This is a genomic window from Thermococcus chitonophagus (assembly GCF_002214605.1).
Taxonomy (GTDB): Archaea; Methanobacteriota_B; Thermococci; order Thermococcales; family Thermococcaceae; genus Pyrococcus; species Pyrococcus chitonophagus.
The window spans coordinates 1,943,487-1,961,979 of record NZ_CP015193.1; the positions used below are offsets into that span (position 1 = coordinate 1,943,487).

General features: G+C 45.8%; 23 protein-coding genes. 15 read left to right on the forward strand and 8 right to left on the reverse strand.

Annotated elements, in window-relative coordinates; translation table 11 throughout:
- The first annotated feature begins 63 nt into the window (after positions 1 to 63).
- The 6 genes from A3L04_RS10795 to A3L04_RS10820 all read left to right on the forward strand — a co-directional run bounded on the left by A3L04_RS10795 (position 64) and on the right by A3L04_RS10820 (position 3,303).
- Complete coding sequence (locus A3L04_RS10795; RefSeq protein WP_011011493.1) at positions 64 to 219, forward strand: 50S ribosomal protein L39e; 156 nt, start codon at positions 64 to 66, stop codon at positions 217 to 219.
- 10 nt (positions 220 to 229) lie between these two features.
- Positions 230 to 514: a 50S ribosomal protein L31e gene (locus tag A3L04_RS10800; protein ID WP_068320412.1), complete on the forward strand. Its 285-nt coding sequence runs from the start codon at positions 230 to 232 to the stop codon at positions 512 to 514.
- Positions 515 to 543: 29 nt separating this feature from the next.
- Entirely contained in the window at positions 544 to 1,227 is a 684-nt protein-coding gene (locus A3L04_RS10805; protein WP_068577988.1) for a translation initiation factor IF-6, read from the forward strand.
- A 13-nt stretch (positions 1,228 to 1,240) separates the two neighbouring features.
- Positions 1,241 to 1,474: a 50S ribosomal protein L18Ae gene (rpl18a, locus tag A3L04_RS10810; protein ID WP_068577990.1), complete on the forward strand. Its 234-nt coding sequence runs from the start codon at positions 1,241 to 1,243 to the stop codon at positions 1,472 to 1,474.
- A gap of 18 nt (positions 1,475 to 1,492) precedes the next feature.
- Positions 1,493 to 1,933 carry a prefoldin subunit alpha gene (gene pfdA, locus A3L04_RS10815; protein WP_068577992.1) on the forward strand — a complete coding sequence of 147 codons (441 nt, stop codon included), beginning with the start codon at positions 1,493 to 1,495 and terminating at the stop codon, positions 1,931 to 1,933.
- Between the two features lie 74 nt (positions 1,934 to 2,007).
- Positions 2,008 to 3,303 carry an ATP-binding protein gene (locus A3L04_RS10820; RefSeq protein ID WP_068577994.1) on the forward strand — a complete coding sequence of 432 codons (1,296 nt, stop codon included), beginning with the start codon at positions 2,008 to 2,010 and terminating at the stop codon, positions 3,301 to 3,303.
- On the opposite strand, the gene A3L04_RS10825 is transcribed toward A3L04_RS10820, so the two are convergent.
- From A3L04_RS10825 to A3L04_RS10835, 3 genes are all read right to left on the reverse strand, one after another.
- Complete coding sequence (locus tag A3L04_RS10825; RefSeq protein WP_068577996.1) at positions 3,278 to 4,471, reverse strand: redox-regulated ATPase YchF; 1,194 nt, start codon at positions 4,469 to 4,471, stop codon at positions 3,278 to 3,280. The genes A3L04_RS10820 and A3L04_RS10825 overlap by 26 nt on opposite strands.
- A gap of 39 nt (positions 4,472 to 4,510) precedes the next feature.
- On the reverse strand, positions 4,511 to 5,458 hold the full coding sequence (locus tag A3L04_RS10830) for a metal ABC transporter solute-binding protein, Zn/Mn family (RefSeq protein ID WP_068577998.1): 948 nt from the start codon (positions 5,456 to 5,458) through the stop codon (positions 4,511 to 4,513).
- Positions 5,459 to 5,527: 69 nt separating this feature from the next.
- Positions 5,528 to 5,719, reverse strand: a complete 192-nt coding sequence (locus A3L04_RS10835) for a hypothetical protein (protein WP_088859134.1) — start codon at positions 5,717 to 5,719, stop codon at positions 5,528 to 5,530.
- Between the two features lie 188 nt (positions 5,720 to 5,907).
- On the opposite strand from A3L04_RS10835, the gene A3L04_RS10840 reads away from it, so the two are divergent.
- The 3 genes from A3L04_RS10840 to A3L04_RS11360 all read left to right on the forward strand — a co-directional run bounded on the left by A3L04_RS10840 (position 5,908) and on the right by A3L04_RS11360 (position 7,720).
- On the forward strand, positions 5,908 to 7,221 hold the full coding sequence (locus A3L04_RS10840; RefSeq protein WP_068578003.1) for an RNA-guided endonuclease InsQ/TnpB family protein: 1,314 nt from the start codon (positions 5,908 to 5,910) through the stop codon (positions 7,219 to 7,221).
- On the forward strand, positions 7,222 to 7,476 hold the full coding sequence (locus A3L04_RS11355; protein ID WP_068578005.1) for an AAA family ATPase: 255 nt from the start codon (positions 7,222 to 7,224) through the stop codon (positions 7,474 to 7,476). It abuts the gene before it with no gap.
- Positions 7,477 to 7,558: 82 nt separating this feature from the next.
- On the forward strand, positions 7,559 to 7,720 hold the full coding sequence (locus tag A3L04_RS11360) for a DUF234 domain-containing protein (RefSeq protein ID WP_231963764.1): 162 nt from the start codon (positions 7,559 to 7,561) through the stop codon (positions 7,718 to 7,720).
- A gap of 81 nt (positions 7,721 to 7,801) precedes the next feature.
- Here A3L04_RS11360 and A3L04_RS10850 read toward each other — a convergent pair whose 3' ends face one another.
- Together A3L04_RS10850 and A3L04_RS10855 are read right to left on the reverse strand one after the other, a co-directional pair.
- Positions 7,802 to 8,011, reverse strand: a complete 210-nt coding sequence (locus A3L04_RS10850; RefSeq protein ID WP_068578007.1) for a hypothetical protein — start codon at positions 8,009 to 8,011, stop codon at positions 7,802 to 7,804.
- Between the two features lie 292 nt (positions 8,012 to 8,303).
- Complete coding sequence (locus tag A3L04_RS10855) at positions 8,304 to 8,813, reverse strand: MogA/MoaB family molybdenum cofactor biosynthesis protein (protein ID WP_068578009.1); 510 nt, start codon at positions 8,811 to 8,813, stop codon at positions 8,304 to 8,306.
- A gap of 70 nt (positions 8,814 to 8,883) precedes the next feature.
- Between A3L04_RS10855 and A3L04_RS10860 the strand changes: the two genes are divergently transcribed.
- The 5 genes from A3L04_RS10860 to A3L04_RS10880 are packed head-to-tail and all read left to right on the forward strand — an operon-like array spanning position 8,884 to position 13,021.
- Positions 8,884 to 9,888, forward strand: a complete 1,005-nt coding sequence (locus A3L04_RS10860; RefSeq protein WP_068578012.1) for an NAD(P)-dependent oxidoreductase — start codon at positions 8,884 to 8,886, stop codon at positions 9,886 to 9,888.
- The gene (locus A3L04_RS10865) at positions 9,885 to 10,883 is read left to right on the forward strand and encodes a M42 family metallopeptidase (protein ID WP_068578014.1); all 999 of its coding nucleotides are present in this window, start codon (positions 9,885 to 9,887) and stop codon (positions 10,881 to 10,883) included. Before A3L04_RS10860 ends, A3L04_RS10865 begins: the two co-directional genes overlap by 4 nt.
- Positions 10,884 to 10,894: 11 nt before the next feature.
- The gene (locus A3L04_RS10870; protein WP_068578016.1) at positions 10,895 to 11,659 is read left to right on the forward strand and encodes a sulfite exporter TauE/SafE family protein; all 765 of its coding nucleotides are present in this window, start codon (positions 10,895 to 10,897) and stop codon (positions 11,657 to 11,659) included.
- Between the two features lies 1 nt (position 11,660).
- Positions 11,661 to 12,452, forward strand: coding sequence for a hypothetical protein (locus tag A3L04_RS10875; RefSeq protein ID WP_068578018.1), 792 nt, complete (start codon positions 11,661 to 11,663; stop codon positions 12,450 to 12,452).
- The gene (locus A3L04_RS10880) at positions 12,449 to 13,021 is read left to right on the forward strand and encodes an AAA family ATPase (RefSeq protein WP_068578020.1); all 573 of its coding nucleotides are present in this window, start codon (positions 12,449 to 12,451) and stop codon (positions 13,019 to 13,021) included. Before A3L04_RS10875 ends, A3L04_RS10880 begins: the two co-directional genes overlap by 4 nt.
- Here A3L04_RS10880 and A3L04_RS10885 read toward each other — a convergent pair.
- Complete coding sequence (locus A3L04_RS10885; RefSeq protein ID WP_084448885.1) at positions 12,990 to 14,051, reverse strand: DUF835 domain-containing protein; 1,062 nt, start codon at positions 14,049 to 14,051, stop codon at positions 12,990 to 12,992. The two genes, A3L04_RS10880 and A3L04_RS10885, sit on opposite strands and share 32 nt — an antisense overlap.
- A gap of 69 nt (positions 14,052 to 14,120) precedes the next feature.
- On the opposite strand from A3L04_RS10885, the gene A3L04_RS10890 reads away from it, so the two are divergent.
- Entirely contained in the window at positions 14,121 to 15,080 is a 960-nt protein-coding gene (locus A3L04_RS10890) for a serine/threonine-protein kinase RIO2 (protein WP_068578022.1), read from the forward strand.
- On the opposite strand, the gene glmA is transcribed toward A3L04_RS10890, so the two are convergent.
- Positions 15,043 to 17,388 carry an exo-beta-D-glucosaminidase gene (glmA, locus tag A3L04_RS10895; RefSeq protein WP_068578024.1) on the reverse strand — a complete coding sequence of 782 codons (2,346 nt, stop codon included), beginning with the start codon at positions 17,386 to 17,388 and terminating at the stop codon, positions 15,043 to 15,045. The genes A3L04_RS10890 and glmA overlap by 38 nt on opposite strands.
- Positions 17,389 to 17,393: 5 nt before the next feature.
- The gene (gene glmD / locus A3L04_RS10900; RefSeq protein WP_068578026.1) at positions 17,394 to 18,368 is read right to left on the reverse strand and encodes a glucosamine-6-phosphate deaminase; all 975 of its coding nucleotides are present in this window, start codon (positions 18,366 to 18,368) and stop codon (positions 17,394 to 17,396) included.
- Between the last annotated feature and the right edge of the window lie 125 nt (positions 18,369 to 18,493).

Consider the following 18,493-nt stretch of genomic DNA (forward strand, 5'->3'; position numbering starts at 1 on the left):
CGAAATACTTTTAAGTTACCCTCCGCTAAGGTGAACAGGCATTCTAATTAAGGAGGGATCAAAATGGCGAGGAACAAGCCACTCGCGAAGAAGCTCAGGCTCGCAAAGGCCCTTAAGCAGAATAGGAGAGTCCCGGTTTGGGTTATAGTTAAAACCAACAGGAGAGTTCTCACCCATCCGAAGAGGAGATACTGGAGGAGAACAAAGCTGAAGGAGTGAGGTGAGGAAAATGCCCATCGAGGCTGGTCAAGAGGTTATATTCACCGTCCCGATTAGGAAGATCAAGAAGATAGTGCCAAGGTGGAAGAGGGCACCGAGGGCAGTGAAGTTCGTTAGGGAGTTCGTGGCAAGGCACGCAAAGGCCCAGGAAGTTATCATCGATCCGAAGGTTAACGAGAAGATATGGGAGAGGGGAATTGAGAAGCCACCAAGCAAGCTCAGGGTCAAAGTTAAGGTTGAGGAGGAAGAGAGGGAAGAGGGCAAGGTTAGGATAGCCTACGTAACCCTTGCCTGATTTCCCCTCTTTAATTTGGAGGGGAAGGGATGCACATAGAGAGACTCGATTTCGAAAACTCTCCATATTTAGGCGTATTTGGGGTAGCAACTGATAGGGTAGTGTTGGTTAGGGAAGGTCTTCAGGAAAAGAAGTTAGAGGTTATTAGGGAAGTTCTGAAAGTTCCCGTTATTGAAGCTAGCATTATGAAGTCCAGAATTATTGGGATCCTCGCGGCCGGCAACTCAAATGCGATAATTGTTCCTTGGTACATCTGGGATACCGAGCTCGAAGAGATAAAGGGAAAGTTTAAGGAATATGGAATTGATACTGAGATAGTTCCCTTCGAGACCAAATACACCGCCCTCGGAAACCTAATCTTGGCTAATGATAAGGCAGCCCTTGTCAGCACTAAGTTCTCGAGGGAAGAGGCAAAGAAGATAGGGGATATTCTGGGGGTTGAGGTTGAAAGGGGAGTTATTGCTGGTCTGCATGCGGTTGGAAGCGCCGGAGTTGTAACGAATAAGGGAGGATTAGTTCACCCCGAAGCAAGCGATGAAGAGTTGAAGTGGCTGAGCGAACTCTTCAAGGTTGATGTGTACGTTGGAACCGCAAACATGGGTGTTCCCTACGTCGGCTCATGCATGCTTGCCAATTCAAATGGCGTAGTTGTTGGTCACCTCACGACTGGTCCCGAAATAGTTAAGATTGAGGAAGCCCTTGGCTTAATCTGAGGAGGTGAGGCCAATGAATGTTAAGGTCTTCCGCGTCCTCGGGTACTTTGAGAAGAACGGAAAGAAGTTCAAGTTCACCAAGGAGTACAGGGCAGTTAAAGAATCTGATGTAAGAGAGCTCGTCTACTCCGACATAGGAAGCAAGCACAAGGTCAAGAGGAACAAGATATACATTAAGGAAATCAAGGAAATAAAGCCCGAGGAAGCCGAAGACGTTATAGTTAGGAGGCTCAGCCTCGAGCTCTAACATCATTTTTTGGTGAGGATGATGAGCCAGAAGGAGTTGGAAAAGCTAGCGTACGAGTACCAAGTGTTGCAGGCCCAGGCCCAGTTATTAGCCCAAAACCTCGAGCTTTTGAACTTAGCTAGGGCCGAAGTTCAGACCGTTAAGGAAACCCTTGAAAACTTGAAGAAGGTGGAGGAGGAGAGGCCCGAAATCCTTGTTCCCATTGGGGCTGGCTCCTTCTTGAAGGGCGTTATAGTTGACAAGAACAATGCGATAGTTAGCGTCGGTAGTGGGTACGCAGTGGAGAAGAACATCGACGATGCTATTGCATTCCTCGAGGAGAGGATTAGGGAGTATGATGAGGCTATAAGAAAGACTCAAGAAGCCCTAGCGGAGCTTGAAAAGAAGGTCGGAGAGGTTGCAAAGAAGGCTCAGGAGCTCCAGCAAAAGCAGGCAATGAGCTTCTCCGTTAAAAAATGATTCTCTTTTAGTTTCATTTCTGAGGCAGTGAAATTTTTATACCTGTCAGGTATTATACCTAGTGGGTATAAATTATGAAGTTCTACGATAGGGAGAAGGAGATCGAACTACTAAGGAGGGCCTTGAGAGTCGCTATTATTGGACGGAGGAGAGTAGGAAAGACCAGACTCGTGGAAGAGGCCCTCAACCCAATAACATTATTCGTTCCCGCCGAGAAGAACGAAGCCCTTATCTGCGAGGACTGGATAAGGGAAATCAGAGAGAGAAGATACATTCCAGAGATGAGATCAATGAGAGATATCGTTGAGTTCCTCATGAGAGAGGGAGAAACAATATTCATAGACGAATTCCAGAACATTCTAAAGGTCAATCCAAGCTTCCTGTACGACCTTCAAAGGCTACTCGACAAATACAGAAATTCAAAGGTAGTAGTCGCTGGCTCCCTCATAAGCATGAGCAAAAAGCTACTTGAAGACTACAAATCCCCACTGTACGGAAGGTTTGACTACGTGATAAAACTCAGGGAGTTAAGCTTTGAAACAGTCCTTGAAATAATGAACGACCTGGGGTATGGAGTTGAAGAGGCCGTCACGATGTGGGCATTCTTTGGAGGCGTGCCAAAGTACTATGAGACATTCGAAAGGTTTGGGGTTGAAGTTGAGGAATTCATAAGGCTCATGTTCTTTGAGGATCCTTACCCAATGTACCCAGAAGTCATGATGATGCTCAAGGAGGAGTTTGGAAAGGAGTACAAGATGTACTTCAGCATCCTTCAAGCGATAAGTGAGGGACACATGACCCTGGGGGAGATTTCATCTTACTTATCAACTAAAAGCACTAACCTAACCAAGTACCTCCACGCCCTGGAGAAGGACTACGAGCTGGTGTACAAGAGGAAGGACGTGTTTGGAAAGGGAAGGTATAGGTACTACATCTCCCAGAATCTTATCAACGCGTGGTTTAGGTTTCTTTACAGGAACTCATCCAAGGTAGAGAGGGGTGAGCTGAAGTTTGATAGGGGGGAAGTTATGGCCTTCATTGGAAAGAGGTTTGAGGAGCTCGTTGAGGTTTTTGTCCCCAGGATAGTAAGCTTTGAGGTTATAAGAACGGGAAAGTTTTGGGGGAAGTTCCCCGATGGTAGCCCTTTCGAAATAGATGTAGTGGCCTTAGGGAGGGATGACATTGCATTCTTCGAAGTTAAGTGGGAAGAACTGAACAGAAGAGAGGCAGAAAGAGAACTTGAACTCCTTAAAAAGAAAGGCGAAGCCATAAAGGACAGAAGAAGAAAGCATTATTACCTTGTAGCTAAAAGGATAAAGGAGAAGGTCGAGAATACTTACGAGTTCAGCGAGTTACTGCAACTATCTTGATTATATCGTTGAACTGCAACTCATAGTCCTCCCCGATCCTCCTCTTCGTCCTTGCATTTATCGCGTAGAGGAAGCCCTTGCCGAGATCTGTGTGAACCTTAAATGCCAAGTCCCTTGGCGTTGAACCCTTCTTCATCAGGAACACGTGGGGTAGAACGTTACCGAACTGGTCGGTCAGCTTATTCTCATCTTGAACCGGATAAACTGGGATTAGCTGGAGGAGCTCAAAGACGGCCCTGTTTATGACCTCCTGAACCCCAGTAGAGCCAAACCTGTCTAGCACCTTTTCCTTGATCATCTTAAGAGCCCTCTCCTGCTTGCCGCTCATCGGCTTTAGAATCTTGAAATCGGAGCTCCCCGGGATGTAGTCAATGAAGCCCGCCTTTGCAGCTTTCCTCAGTGTAAGTTCAGCTGCAGCGGATGTTGGAACCACTATGTAGCCCCTCTTCTCTCCCTCCTTCTTTAGCCTCTCGATCTGTTCATCGCTCGCGGCATCAGCCTTATTCGCCGCTATTATCATGGGCTTGTTTATCTTCCTTATTTCACTCGCAAACGAAAGGAGGTCTTCCTCACTCCACTTAGTGGGGTCATCGCTCAAGCCAAGCCTGTGCATGGCCTCCCAAACATCATTTTCCGTAACTCCTATTCCGCTTAAATGCTCAGCTATGGCCGTCTCAAGCTTCATCTTCTGCAACTTTATCCTCTTAGCGAACTTATCCCATCCCTTGCTGAGTATCCCATAGATCCAGTAGTCTATCTCCTTCCCAAGGAACTCTATGTCCTCAACGGGATCATGATAATCCGTGGGCTGTCCCTCCGCATCGGTCTTCCCGGTGGCGTCGACGACGTGGATTAGGGCTGAGGCCATTCTCAGATCATCGAGGAACTTGTTACCGAGCCCCCTGCCCTCGTGAGCCCCGGGGACTAGACCGGCAACGTCAATCATCTTTACTGGAATTAGTGCTTTCCCGTCCCTGTACTCGTAGTTCTGAGGATTTGGGGTGCAGTTCAGCTCTTTGCATGGGTGATCCGCTATGGCGTACGTAACCCCAACGTTTGCGTCTATAGTAGTGAATGGATAATTCGCTATGTCAACGTCAACTAACGTTGCCGCCGAGAAGAAAGTTGACTTCCCAACGTTTGGCTTACCGACGACACCTATCTCCATTTTATCCCCCTTCAAGAATTAACGTGGAGGTATAAAAGGTTAGAGCACGGGGCACCTTCTCAAAACAACACCAACTGAAATCCCCACGACAAGACCTATTATCAGGGCGAGAATTGAATACTGGTAGCCGTAGGAAGTTTCCCTAACTACGATCTTCCTCTCCTTAGTTAGCGCGCTTATAACTGATTTAGCGTTCTCGGTGAGAACTTGTGTGTAGGGCTTGTCAACCCATAGGACGGTTATGTTTGCGACAGGGAGTCCAAGCCTCTCCGAGAGCTTGAAGGCAGCGTTCTTTAAGGTTTCTGGAGTGCCTTGGTCATAGACTACGATGTCTGCTTTAACCGAGGAAAGCTCATCAACGCTCTTCGCAGGAACTTCTGCTTCGGGCTTTATTGAGGATACTACTCTAATGCCAAGCCACTCCAGTGCATACTGCTGGGAGGGGAGCTCTATGACGGCTTTCGTGCCGTTGAGAACGCCAGCGTAGGCATCCATTATCGCCTCGACTTTAAGCTTGAACTCATCCAAGCTCCTTGGATGAAGGTTTAGGGCATCTGCGGTGGCCTCGGCCATTGCCAAAGCGTTCACGGGATCGAGCCATATTCCGTGGGGATTGTTCTTGCCAGTGTACCACCTTTCAGGGAGGTAGCGGAAGCCGTACCTCCTGTAATCGTCAATAGTGAGGACTACCCCAGGAATTTCCCCCTCCTTTTTGAGCTCGACTATCTTCATCTCGGCTGGAAGGTGGCCCGTTGTTACGATAACGGCTGCTCTCTTGAGTAGCTTAATTTGATCGGGCGAAAGCTGGTATTGGTGGGGTTCAACTCCTGGAGGAACAAGGTAGATCACATCGACGCTGTCGCCAAGGGCTTCCTTGATTATTGAGGCTAGGGGAGGGAGGCTTGTCACTACGAGAGGCTTTTCCTGGGCAGTTACCGGCGTGAGGAGAACAAAGATCAGCATGAGGATTAACGCTTTCTCCTTCACCTTCACCACCTGAGTTAGGTTGACCTAATTGGTATATGGGACTTTCGGATCTGATAGAGGAAAGGGGTATCACGGCGAGTTCCTAGGCTCATGGAAGGCTAAATCGTGCCTAGACAGGAGGATTTTCTCCCTGATTGGAACCCTAGGGAAGTCGGAAGGAGTAACGGTAGACTGCCACTTAATTTCGACGCCAAAATACTTGGTCACGAAATCAACTTCTTTGCGTGCTACCAGATAGTACGTTGGATAAGCCCGGCTCAAATGCTCACCAACTATGCCCTCAACGATCTTTGAAGTAGACTGTTCTCTGGGTGCTGTCTTTAGAAAGGTTTAAATATTTTCGTTGCATGTTCTTACTTAAGCGTCATTAATGTTCAGGTTTACAAACCTTCAGAAGTCATAGAACTTCTAACTATAATAAAAAAACTCCTCACGGAGATTGAGAACGATTGAAACTGAGCAGAACAGTAGTCCTCGAGAGTTATCCACTAACGAGGAGAAAGTTCAAAGCAGTGAAAGAAATTTATGAGGATTATTCTGGATTATTACTAATTCTGACTGAGTACGCTTTTGAAAATAAGATTAGGAATCCAATCAAGCTCAGGAGTTCAATTCCAGATGAAGTAAAAGAGGAGTATGAACTGCCGAGTCACTACTATTACACTGCCTGCCAGGATGCTGTGACGAGGGTGAAGGGTTTTCTTGAAAAGAAGAGGAAGGGTAAAGCTAAAACAGAAAGGCCAGTAGTTAAAAATGTTTCCTTGTGGCTGGATGACGTCCTGTGGGACTACAAGAGGTTCCCCCAATTCAATACCCTCAAGAACGGTAAGAAAATATTAATAATCCGGTTAACGACCAAAAGAAGACCAATAAAACTTCCACTAAAACCACACAAACTCTTCTTCAAGTATTTGAGTGAGGGGTGGAGGGTCAAGGCGGGAGTGAAACTCAAGTTAGTTGAAGAGGAGAGGAAAGTCCTCGCCTACTTTACCTTTGAGAAGGAGTTTGATGAACCCGAAGTTACGGGAAGCTTTATTGCAGTGGACTACAATGCTGACAACATCTCCTTTGGCAATCACGACTTCCTAGTCCAAGTTAAAACTGGCTTGGGTAGAATGACCAGATTTTACTCCGACGTTAGGAGGGAAGTTCAGAGAACGCACTTGACTGGTTGGAAGAAGAAACTTCCCTCAAGAAAAGGAAGAGAACTCCTCAAGAAGTTTGGTCAAAGGAAAATGAACAGGAAGGTTGACTTGCAGAGAAAGCTCGCCTTAAGACTCGTTGAACTTGCCGGAGAGTTGAACGCTACAATAATCCTTGAGGCAATTCCAAAGAACTTCAACCAGAAAGTGGTTAAGAGGAGAAGGAAGAGAGAGAAGAAGTTGAGGAATATTCTGCACAATATTGGGATGAATAGTTTTCAGCGGTTTGTTTTTGAAAAGGCGGTCGAGCATGGTGTTCCCGTTGTTTTTATAAATCCTGCATACTCTTCACAAGTTTGCCCTAATTGTGGAGCGTTTAGGGTTAAGCCCAATGACGACGCACTGCGTCAGAGGGCTTTCACTTGCCCTGTCTGTGGATTCACTGCGGACAGGGATTTTGCTGCTGTGTTGAACTTGCTGGGGCTGTTTCCGTTCAGCCCAAAGGCTGATGAACCACCAGCTGAGGGCTCGGTGAGTCCCGTGACGCTGGTGGCTGAAGCCAACCTCCTGCACCAAAAAAACTCCTTGGTAATAATTAGTCAGGGATTGAAACGACAGTAGGTGCAGGAGGAAACGGAGCTTAGGGTTTACTTTTCAATTCTAAAAGCGATCTCTGAGAGAAATAGGAGGCTTAAGGAGATCGCCAACTATCTCGGGCTTCCCGCCAGGAGCGTTTATCCCTACATCGACACCTTGATGAGGCTCGGTCTCGTTGAGAAGGAAACTCCTACACTGGGTAGCAGGAAGGTTAGCCTGTACAGAATAGCCGATCCGGTATTGCTAACTTGGTTCACCTTTAACGTACCCTCAACTTGAGAAGATATCCCGGGAAACTGCAAGCCTTGCGAATCTGTACAAGGTTTTCTCGAGAAGATTTGAGGATTTAGCAAGGGAGTTCTTGATATTGAGAAGCCCCATAGAGTTCAAGAAAATTGGAAGGTGGTGGTTCAAGGGAGAGGAGATAGATATCGTTGCGTTGGACAAAAACGTTGCCTATCTAATTGAGGTTAAGTGGTCAGATTTAAGGGAGAAAGACGCTAAGAAAGCCCTATCTCCTTAAAGGAGAAAGCCAAGAAAGTCAGGTTTAGGGGTGACATTAGACTTGGGCTGATTGCAAGGAGCGTGGAGAATAAAGATGAGCTTAGGAGCGAGGGCTTCCTTGTTTGGGATCTCTCTGATGTAACTCCTTAAGCTTCTTGCTGTAGGCTTTCCATTCTATGTGGTCATCCCACGCCTCGAATGACTCTTCCCTTGAGCTTTCAAGCCATCTTTCAAATTCCTCGAACGTCATTCCGTACTTAGTTTCAAAAGCCTTTATCTTCTCTTTAATCTTTGATGCCTCCATCTTCATCGTTCGCCCTACGCTTGTTTTCCTAATATCTGTTTCCGCTACCTGTTGTAGTGCAACAGGTGCGGTTGGTCTCACGCTCCCGCCCACATTGGGGCCACCGACCACCTCAAACAGGAGGTCATGGGCCTCAAGGCAGAACGGAAACGGCCCTGGAGAGATTACACTAAAAACTTCAAAAAACTTACGACCACAAAAACAAACAAAAATACCAATCAGAGAACAGCCTGTCGATGAACTTCATCTAATCACCATTATATCTAATCAAGACTATATATAAAGAAGTTTCGAAAAGTCACTCACGGGCATGCTTGAGGACGTGGAAAACCTCTGCCTTTATTATCTCAAGGCCGGTCTTTACTGCGTTAACGCTCCCTGGGAGGGCAAACACTACGACAACCCTGTTTCTGCCCCTAATAATGCCTGCGGTAGCCCTCGTCAGGATTGCCGCACTCCCTATCTCCTCATAGCTCTTCAGCCTGAATATCTCGCCAAAGCTAAGTTCCCTGTCAAATAACGGCCTTACGGCCTCTATGGTTACGTCTGTAGAAGTAATTCCAGTCCCTCCTGTCGTCACGACGACATCTGCTCCCTTTCTAATGGCTTCAAATAAGGCCAACAAGATCTCAAGCTTGTCATCTGGGACTATCTTGTAGTGGACGTTTTCACCAAGCTTAGAAAGCTCCTCCACGATTAGTGGGCCTGCCTTATCTTCCCTTTCTCCCCTAGCTCCCTTATCGCTGACCGTTATTACTCCGAACTTAAACGTCCTGGGGGCCTCTTTTTTGTGCTCTTCAACTCCCATCATATCACCAAAATCCCTTCATCAAAACCTTCTTATATCTCTTTTCGATGAATATCTTAACGGTGATCTCATGAGGCCTAAGGTAGCCGTTCTTTTCAAGATGAAGAGCAAGCCACTTGAAGAGTTGAAAAGGTACACTGATGTTGACGTTCTCCTCTATCCTAGCGAGGATGAGCTCGCCGAGAGAATAAAGGAGTACGACGCGATAATAGTTTCACCCCTCAATAGGATTACAAAGAGGGTTTTGGAGAGAGCTAAGAAGCTGAAGGTGATAAGCTGCCACTCTGCGGGCTACGATAACGTTGACGTTGAAGAGGCAACGAGAAGGGGAATATACGTGACCAAGGTTTCTGGAGTTCTCAGCGAGGCCGTAGCGGAGTTCGCCGTTGGTCTAATCATAAACCTAATGAGGAAGATACACTATGCAGATAAGTTCATCAGGGAAGGCAGGTGGGAGAGCCACAGGGTAGTCTGGAGCGGGTTCAAGGAGATAGAAACGCTCTACGGCAAGAAAGTTGGTATAGTTGGAATGGGAGCCATCGGAAGGGCCATAGCAAAAAGGCTGATTCCATTTGGGGTTGACCTATACTACTGGTCGAGGCACAGAAAGGAGGACGTGGAAAGGGAGGGTGTGAAGTACCTGCCCCTAGATGACCTCTTAGATGAAGCCGACATAGTAATCCTAGCTTTACCACTCACTAAAGAGACGTATCATATAATAAACGCCGAGAGAATCGAGAAACTAAAAGGGAAGTACCTTGTCAACATTGGAAGGGGAGCCCTGGTAGATGAGAAAGCACTAGTGAGGGTGTTGAAGGAAGGAAAGCTGAAAGGCTATGCAACTGACGTCTTCGAGGAGGAACCCGTTAAAGAGCATGAACTATTTGAGTATGAATGGGAAACCGTCTTAACACCGCACTACGCCGGACTGGCAAAGGAGGCATTGGAAGATATGGGCTTTCAAGCAGTCAAAAACCTTCTCGCTATTCTAAGGGGGGAGATTCCCAAAGACTTGGTGAATAAGGATGTTGTTAAGGTCAGGCCCATAGAAGAAGTCAAGATGCTGGAGGGATGAAGATGATAGAGTTATTGAAAAAGCTAACCCAAACCCCAGGGATCTCCGGCTACGAGGAAAAGATCAGGGAAGTAATTATAGAGGAGCTAAAAGACTTCGCCGATTACAAGGTCGACACCATTGGAAACCTGATAGTGGAGCTCGGAGAAGGAGAAGAAGAGATTCTCTTCATGGCGCACATGGACGAGATTGGCCTCTTAATTACGGGCGTAACCCAGGATGGGAAGTTGAGGTTTAGGAAGATCGGGGGCATAGATGACAGGCTGTTGTATGGAAGGCATGTGGATGTCATAACCGAAGATGGAAAGGTAGACGGTGTCATTGGAGCTATTCCTCCCCACCTAAACGTCAGAGGGGACAAGGGAACCAAGCCTTGGTATGATCTAGTCATTGACGTTGGGGCGGAAAGTAGAGAAGAGGTTGAGGCATTAGGAATTAAGCCTCTCGACTACGCTGTATTCAAGAAGCACTTTGCTGTCTTAAACGGCAAGTACGTTTCAACTAGATCGCTTGACGATAGATTCGGGGTTGTTGCATTGATAGAGGCAATAAAAGCCCTTGTGGATCATGAATTCGAAAGGAAAGTTATCTTCGCATTTACGGTTCAGGAAGAGATAGGACTTAAGGGGGCAAAGTTCCTAGCGAACACCTACAGCCCTAAGTACGTCTTTGCCATAGATTCCTTCGCCTGCTGTAATGAACTAACGGGTGACGTTGCTCTTGGCAAGGGTGCAGTTATAAGGGCAGTTGATAATTCCGCAATATACTCAAGGAGCCTTACTAGAAATGTGCTTAAGATAGCACAGAATAACAGCATTCCAATACAGATCGGTGTCACAGGGGGAGGGACAGATGCCTCAGCCTTTCAGCATAAGGCAGAAGTCTTAGCTTTAAGCGTTCCAATAAAGTACCTCCACAGCGAAGTTGAAATGCTCCACCTAAAAGACCTTGAAGCACTGATAAAGCTCATAGAGGCAATAACATTCGAGCTCTAGGAGGGCCATCCATGATTGAGTACTTGGGCTACTTTGGAGTTGGAATTCTCGTTGGAACCCTCGCAGCGTTATTTGGCCTCGGTGGGGGTTTCCTCCTAGTTCCAATATTGAACATAGTCGGTGTTGAAATTCATCACGCGATAGGAACTTCAAGCGCAAGCATAGTGTTTACCGCGTTAAGCTCCTCCTACGCCTATCATAAGCAACGAAGGATACACTACAAGGCAGGCTTACTACTTGCAAGCACCGCCATAGTAGGAGCATATATAGGGGCGTGGCTCACCTCATTCATACCGGCAAGACAGCTAAAGGTCATCTTTGGGCTTGCACTTATCCCTGTGGCCTACAGAATTTACAAGAAGAAGCCCGTAGAGCCAACCCAAATTAAACTTGAAGATGTTAGGATAAACGAGAAGGTAATCCCACTAGGAGGCTTCTTTGCCGGAATTCTAAGTGGTCTCCTTGGAGTCGGAGGAGGGATAATAAATGTTCCTTTCTTGACTTGGCTTGGGATGCCGATACACTACGCCGTTGCCACCTCAAGCTTCGCAATAGTTTTCACCTCGACAAGTAGTGCGATAAAGCACTACTTCCTCGGCAACGTTGAAGTCCACTGGTTGCCTCTTCTGGTCCCGGGACTCATAGTTGGAGCACAGCTTGGGGCTAGGATAGCAAAGAGGATTAAGGCCAAAAGCTTGAAGAATGCCTTTGCTGTTGTAATGGTGATCCTAGCCTTGAGAATGATACTGAAGGGGCTCGGATTTGAGGTGCCGTGAGATGTTCAGTAAGGAGGATATCGAAGGGTTAGTCGTTCAAATAAGAAGGGAGCACGGACTGCCGGTTACTCCCTTTGAGATAGATGAGGTAAGGTACGACAAGGAAGAGGATAAGATGTTCATAATAGCCCACGACAGAACGGACAAGAGTGTCATAATCGGGAGTAGCCTAGTTATAGGCAAGCTCAAGGAGATCCTAGGCGTAAAAATGGTCAGCGTTTACACGACCTTGGACTTAACTCTCAAGAAAATGCAACTTGAAGAGAGCTTAAAGTTTGCCGAGGAATACGGCCTCGACTTCCTTGTCCCATTTATAAAGGCCGAATTCAACTTTCCTCCCAGGAAGTGGCCCTCTCGGAAAGAGAGCGTTAAGGGTCTCGTATTTCTGAGTTTTAATGCGAAAGCGTTGCTCGGTTTCGCCGATGCATTTGGAATAGAAAGTCAAGTTTATGGTGTTAGATATTCATTCCCCAAGCTGTCATTTACACCTGTGGACAGACCAGTAAGAGAAATCTTTTTCCCAGATGAGGAGTTTTTGGAAAGTTTGGTAGAGGATGAAGAAATAATATTCTCGGAGTTTACATTTCCAGCAAAGTTTGATAAAGTGGCATTAATAAATCCTATAAGATTTCTGAGAATAGGATACTTCGAGCTTAAGTATCTGTTCGGCGAATCTAGGCCAGCTGTCTTCAACAAGGTCGACTTAGTTGATTATGTCGTTAAGATGGTATCAGAAGGTCTCATGGAGGCAACTGATGGAGCAAGAATAATCAGGTGGGGCTGGAAGAGATGATAGTGGGAATAGCCGGCAAGATAGCTGCAGGTAAAACAACGGTAGCGAAGTTCCTTGAAGAGAAGGGATTCTGCAGAATAAGCTGCAGTGAGCCTCTTATCGATCTGCTAACGGGCAATACTGATAAGTATTCATGGGTTCCCAAAGTAGACTTCAAAGGAGAGCAAACTCGAGAGAATTTAATCAAGCTAGGCAGAATATTGAAGGAAAAATACGGAGAGGACATCCTAATACGGCTTGCAATAGACAAGCTTAGGCACTGTAAGAATATAGCGATAGATGGGGTTAGATCTAGGGGAGAAGCAGAGAAGATTAAAGAAATGGGAGGGATACTTATCTACATTGAGGCAAAACCAGTGATAAGGTTCGAAAGATTGAAGAAAAGAAATGCAGGTAAAGACAGGGAAATAAAAACACTCCATGATCTTCTGAAGTTTGATGAATGGGAGGAGAAGCTATATCAAACATCAAAACTAAAAGAAATCGCAGATTTCGTTATTGTAAACGAGGGATCACTTGAAGATTTAAAGGAGGAAGTTAAGAAGATTCTTCGCGAAGTATCCTTGTGAGGAGAACCCATTGCCTATCATCCCAGACTTCCCTCTCAGTTACCACCACAAGAGTTCCCCTATGAACTATCACCATGTCCCTAAGAGTCGCTAAGAACTTTAGAAGGGCATCAAAGCCATTGTACAGGGCTAAGTACTCAGGACAGTCTACTATCACTACGCCACCTTCGGAGGCCTGAAGATATCTTTTTGACAATTCCAACATTCTAGGGAGATCCGTTGGACTTATGTCACTCTCATAGTCAGAAATAGCCCTAGTAACAAAGTATTTGTACCACGCTTCAGGCGTCTGTATATTCCTAACAAAAGCTAATGCAGGAAAGTTTTCTAATTTCTGATAAATATTTTTCTTGAATTCCTCCACTGTAACTAGAAGAGAGCCAGACTTAAGTTCAGAAGCCTTATGGGGAGTTAGTCTAAAATACATCTCACTTCTGAAAACTTCAATAACCCCATATAATAATGTTAGAGTGAGGATAGTAGCTATCGTGAATCCAATAGGAGCAAACCACTTTATTGGCCTCAGAAATGGATAATCCATTTGATGAAGGCCAAGAAGGACAAGGGAGGATATTAGAAAGAGACTTTTTCTACCAAAAACTTCTTTTAATTTGATAATCATTATTCCGGAAAATGCCATGAAAAATCCAGAAACTCCATGAACTATACTTTTTACCACTAACCCTCCTGAATTCATATAATGGGCCAGGGCAAGTGTATAGCCGGCCAGAATAATCGGCGTTAATGACAGTAACCAAAATACGTAGAGAGAGGGCATTTCCCCTTCTTCCTCTATAAGAAGCGTTGTTGACGTTAGAAGAAGCAGTGTTGCTGTTAATGCCGTTGATATGTTGCTTAAGATATCAGAACCTAAAATATCACTGAGCGTATGCATGGCATATACAAGCAGGCCAACTCCTAAAATTACCGCAGAGGTTCGTCTAATTTTAAGGTATATCACGAAAAGCCATGAAGCAGCGATTATTTTAGCAAGTGTTGTTATTACCCTTGCAAGGGTAAGGATGTCCATACCAAATCACCCCATCATATACAACATATGTACAATAAATATTTAATCCCTCCTAGAGACTTGGTCACGATGGTTAGTAAACTCTTAGCTCTCGAAGCATACCCTAGGCTCAAAGACATAGACTTTAGACTACTTAGGGCTGTAGAGCTTAAGATGAGATACTATAAATGGGTTCCGTTAGAGGAAATAGCAAAATTCGCAAGAATGGACGTTGAAAGCGCAAGCCACCGATTAGGGAGGCTAGATAACTGGGGGCTGATAATTAGAAGAAGTGACATGGGATACATAGGTTACCAGCTAACAATACATGGATACGATGCCCTTGCAATAAGGGCATTTGCAAAGAAAGGGGTAATTGAAGCAATATCTACCACCCAAATAGGAGTTGGGAAGGATGCAGACGTGTACGTTGCTTTAACTCCCTCAGGAGAGAAGGTTGCAGTGAAGTTTAACAGGATTGGAGAGAGAACTAGCGCAAGGAAAGCGGGTTATCACAGTGATGTATTTGCAGACAAGCATCACAAGAGCTGGTTATACGTTTCTAGGTTAATAGCAAAGAAGGAACACGAAGCCCTTGTTTTGCTAAGCTCATTCGCTAAAGTTCCAAAGCCGATAGCTTGGAACAGGCATGCAATAGTAATGGAGTTCATTAGAGGGGTTGAGCTAGCAGAATTAAGGGACACGGACCTTACGAGAGAAGAAGCAAGTGAAATCCTGGGGAAAGTGTTAGATGAATACGAGAAGATAGTCAAGTTCGGAATAGTTCATGGGGACATGAGTGAGTTCAACATAGTATTAACCGAAGACAATGATATTTTGATAATAGACTGGGCCCAGTACTTAAGCTGTGCAAATCCCGAAAGCCTAAACTTACTGAAAAGGGACATAACTGTCCTTTTAAACGCCTTCCGGAGAAGGTGGGGCGTAAAGAGAGACTTTGATGAAGAATGGAAAAGATTTTATGAAGCATGGCTAGTTGGAAGAAAAGAAGTCAGCGAAGAAGAAGAACAAACTCCCCAGGATGCCTAATGACCAACGTTGTAACTTCGCCCTCCTGCTTCTTCTCTACGACTTCACCGTTTTCAACGCCCTCAACGTCTCCCTTAATGGCGACCTCTGCAGTGTTGCTTAAGTGGTTTCTGAACGTTATCTTGCCATCCTCATACCGAGTAACTGTGGCCGTTGAGTAAACTACCTCCACACTTCCATATTTGACGTTTACCGGCAGGAATAGAACTCCTCTATTCTTCATTTCAAGCTCTATAAGCTTAGGGAACTCAATTCCATTATAGCTTATCCTGCCCTTTACTGCATGGCCCCTTGGGTTGATGACAGCTAAGTAGTTGCCCCTCGGGATAACTATCATGTCCCTGTCGGTAACTTTGAAGTCCCTCTCGACTCCCTGCAACTCCAGAATCTTGTCAACGAACTTCCTGTGCATGTCGTGATAGCTTGAGAAGTACTGAAGCCTGAATCCCAAGATTACGGCAGAGCCCTTACCCTTCCTAACAATAGCTCCAACGACCTTGTCCTCAACCCACGCTATTGGCTCACCGCCCTTGACTTCCCTCACGACGTTTCTGACTATCATTCTATCAATCCCATCGGCATCAACGCTGACAAATGGAATTAGCCTGACATTATCTCTAGCAGGCTCTCCTTCAACTTTAACCCCCAAGAACTCTTCAAGCTTTCTGTACTCATTCAGGTTCTCATCCAAGTAGGGCAACATTGGAAGGATTACCAGGTTTCCTCCCTTCTCAACGTACTCCGCAAGCTTGTCTTGGACTTCCCTGCCCATGAAGTCTAAACTGTAAACCCAAATCTGCTCGTACCTGAGCATCTCCTCGACTGTAGTGTTCTCCAGATCAATTACATCAAAGGGAACATTGCTCATCGCCAGCAATGTGAGGAGACCCCTCTCTCCGAAGAGGTACTCATTGAGATTAACGCTCTCCTTGAAGTTCTCCGGCCTATGGCCCCAGAGGTTTAGGGCTTCATAGGGCTCGTACATCGCGAAGGCGACCTTTGCATTGAACGGCGAATACGCAAAGTCCTTATTAGCCTTAAGGAACTCGCCAATCCACTTTATTGGCTCTACATGTTGCCTTTCACTTCCATCAAGACCTATTGGAGAATATACATCCCAAGTAACACCGTTGTGAGATTCATAGCCTCTCGGATTCTCACCGCCGACATAGAGATAGTAGTTTATGTTGTGGATTCCCAGGGAGGGTAGCAGACCATAGAGGAGCTCGGCTTCATCTTTTTCTATAACATTGGCCAGTGATGACTGTGTTTCTATGCTTAAAGGAGGAGTGTTCAGCTTGTTTACATAGTACCTATACGTCCCTATCTTGTAGTACACATGGCCAAGCCTGTCTTCCTTAAAGTCAAAGCTCCTGTAGAAGGAGTACCAAAACTCAGTCCAAAGATGTATGTCCAGATTATTCTTCCTTATGTAGTTGTAGAAGTGCCTCCATGCCGCCAAAAGGAGGTATGGGTCGAGTATGCTTACAGGAACATCAACATACTCCTGAATCTTATGATATAGAGTTTTTACATACTCATTAGTCATCCAGATCTTGAAGTGGTGCCAATCGATAATCTTTGGCAGTGGCTCAGAGAAGTCCTTAGGTGGAGCTATCTCTGTGTAGTCCGAGAACTTGCCTTTGTACCTCTCCTCAAGCTGATCTAAGGAGAATGTTTCCCTGAGCCACTTGTGCCAGAGACCGTTCGGCTTAACTACAACATCATTGTAGTCCGTAAGAAACGCCTGGAATATCGTCTCCCAGTACGATGGCTCATCATCTATCGTGACGTTGATTATCGGTCCTCCCTTTGTGTATAGATAGTCCTTGATTATCGGGAACACCTGCTCGTACCACTTCATCACGTACCCCAGATAAGTGGGATGAAGGTATGTGATAGGGGGATAGTAGATGTCCCTGGGTAGGGGACCGTTTGGGCCTCTAGCAAGTATCTCAGGATGCTTGTTAATTAGCCACTCTGGAATGCCACCATTCTTCCACTCACCGCAGATGTAGGGACCGGGTCTTATGATAACGTAAAGACCAAGATCCTGTGCTAGCTCCAGAAAACCAATTAGATCCCTCTGAGGGTGAGTTTCCCCGATGAAGTCAAACTTCCCTTCTTCTGGCTCATGCCAGTTCCATGCAACATACGTGTCAACGGTATTAAGGCCGTGCTTTTTCATCTTCTCTAACCTGTCTCGCCAAGCATCTCTAGGAACTCTAAAGAACTGGAGGGTTCCACCATAGACAACGATTTTCTCGCCCTCAACAATGTAAAGCTTACCATCATGGGTGACCTTCATAGGTATCACCACCTGACGACTTTGTCAAGGAATCTCGGGTTATCTGGGTTCATTCCTCTCTTTACAGCCTTGTAATATGCCAGAAGTTGAATCACTGGAAGGGCCGCAACTGGGACTAGTAGTGAATCAACCTGGGGCACTTCTACATGGTAATTAGCATTTAGGCTTTCCTTTCCGACCACGAGAACTTTTGCTTCCTGGCCCTGAAATTCCTTGACTAACTTCTCATGCCAGTCAAAGGGATCGTTGACAAGCATAACTACAAGGGAGTTCTCGTCAGCTATGGACTTGAACCCGTGTCTTACCTCGAACATTTGATAGGCCTCGCTCCAGAAGATTGCCATTTCCTTCATTTTGAGCATCGCTTCAAGGGCCACTGGATACAGAATTCCAGAACCCAGGAATATAACATTAGAGAAGTCAAATTCATCAACTATATCCTTAATATACTCCTCCTTCTCAAGGACTCCTCTGGCAAGCTCTGAAACTTCTTCGGGGTTGAAAGTTGGATGACCATAGGACTCCCTCAGGAGCTGAAGGTATGCGAAGTAGAACGCAACGAAGGAGTGCGTCATTACAACGCTGTCCTCAGGGGTATTAACTATCAAGGCATAGTCAGCCTTCTTTGAGAGGCTACTCTCATAGGCCGTAAGTCCGAGCTTCTTAATATTTAGGACATCCATAGCCTTTAGTACTTCGGTTGTTTCACCTGACCTCGAGATTGCTACCAGAAGCTCTGGAGAGTCTATTGCATAGTACTCTTTGGAGTACATGAGCTCAGAGCATGGAAGGGCAAACCCTTTACCCCCAAGTGCATTGGTGGCCATTGCTAATAATTGAGAGAGGAAGTGAGAAGAGCCACAACCGATGTATAATATGTTCTTTGGTAACTTGACCTCATTCTTTATTAGTTCAAATGCCTCTTGAGCCTTAACTATTCCCTCAGGAGCCTTCCTAATCTCCTTTAGCGTTGCGTGCATTTTAGCCACCTCCTAATTTAAGCCTTAGCATAGAGCCAGCATGCTACCCAATGGTTTTTTTCGGCTTCAACCATTGGGGGTCTCAACTTGAAGCACTTGTCCATTGCCTTCTCACACCTAGGAGC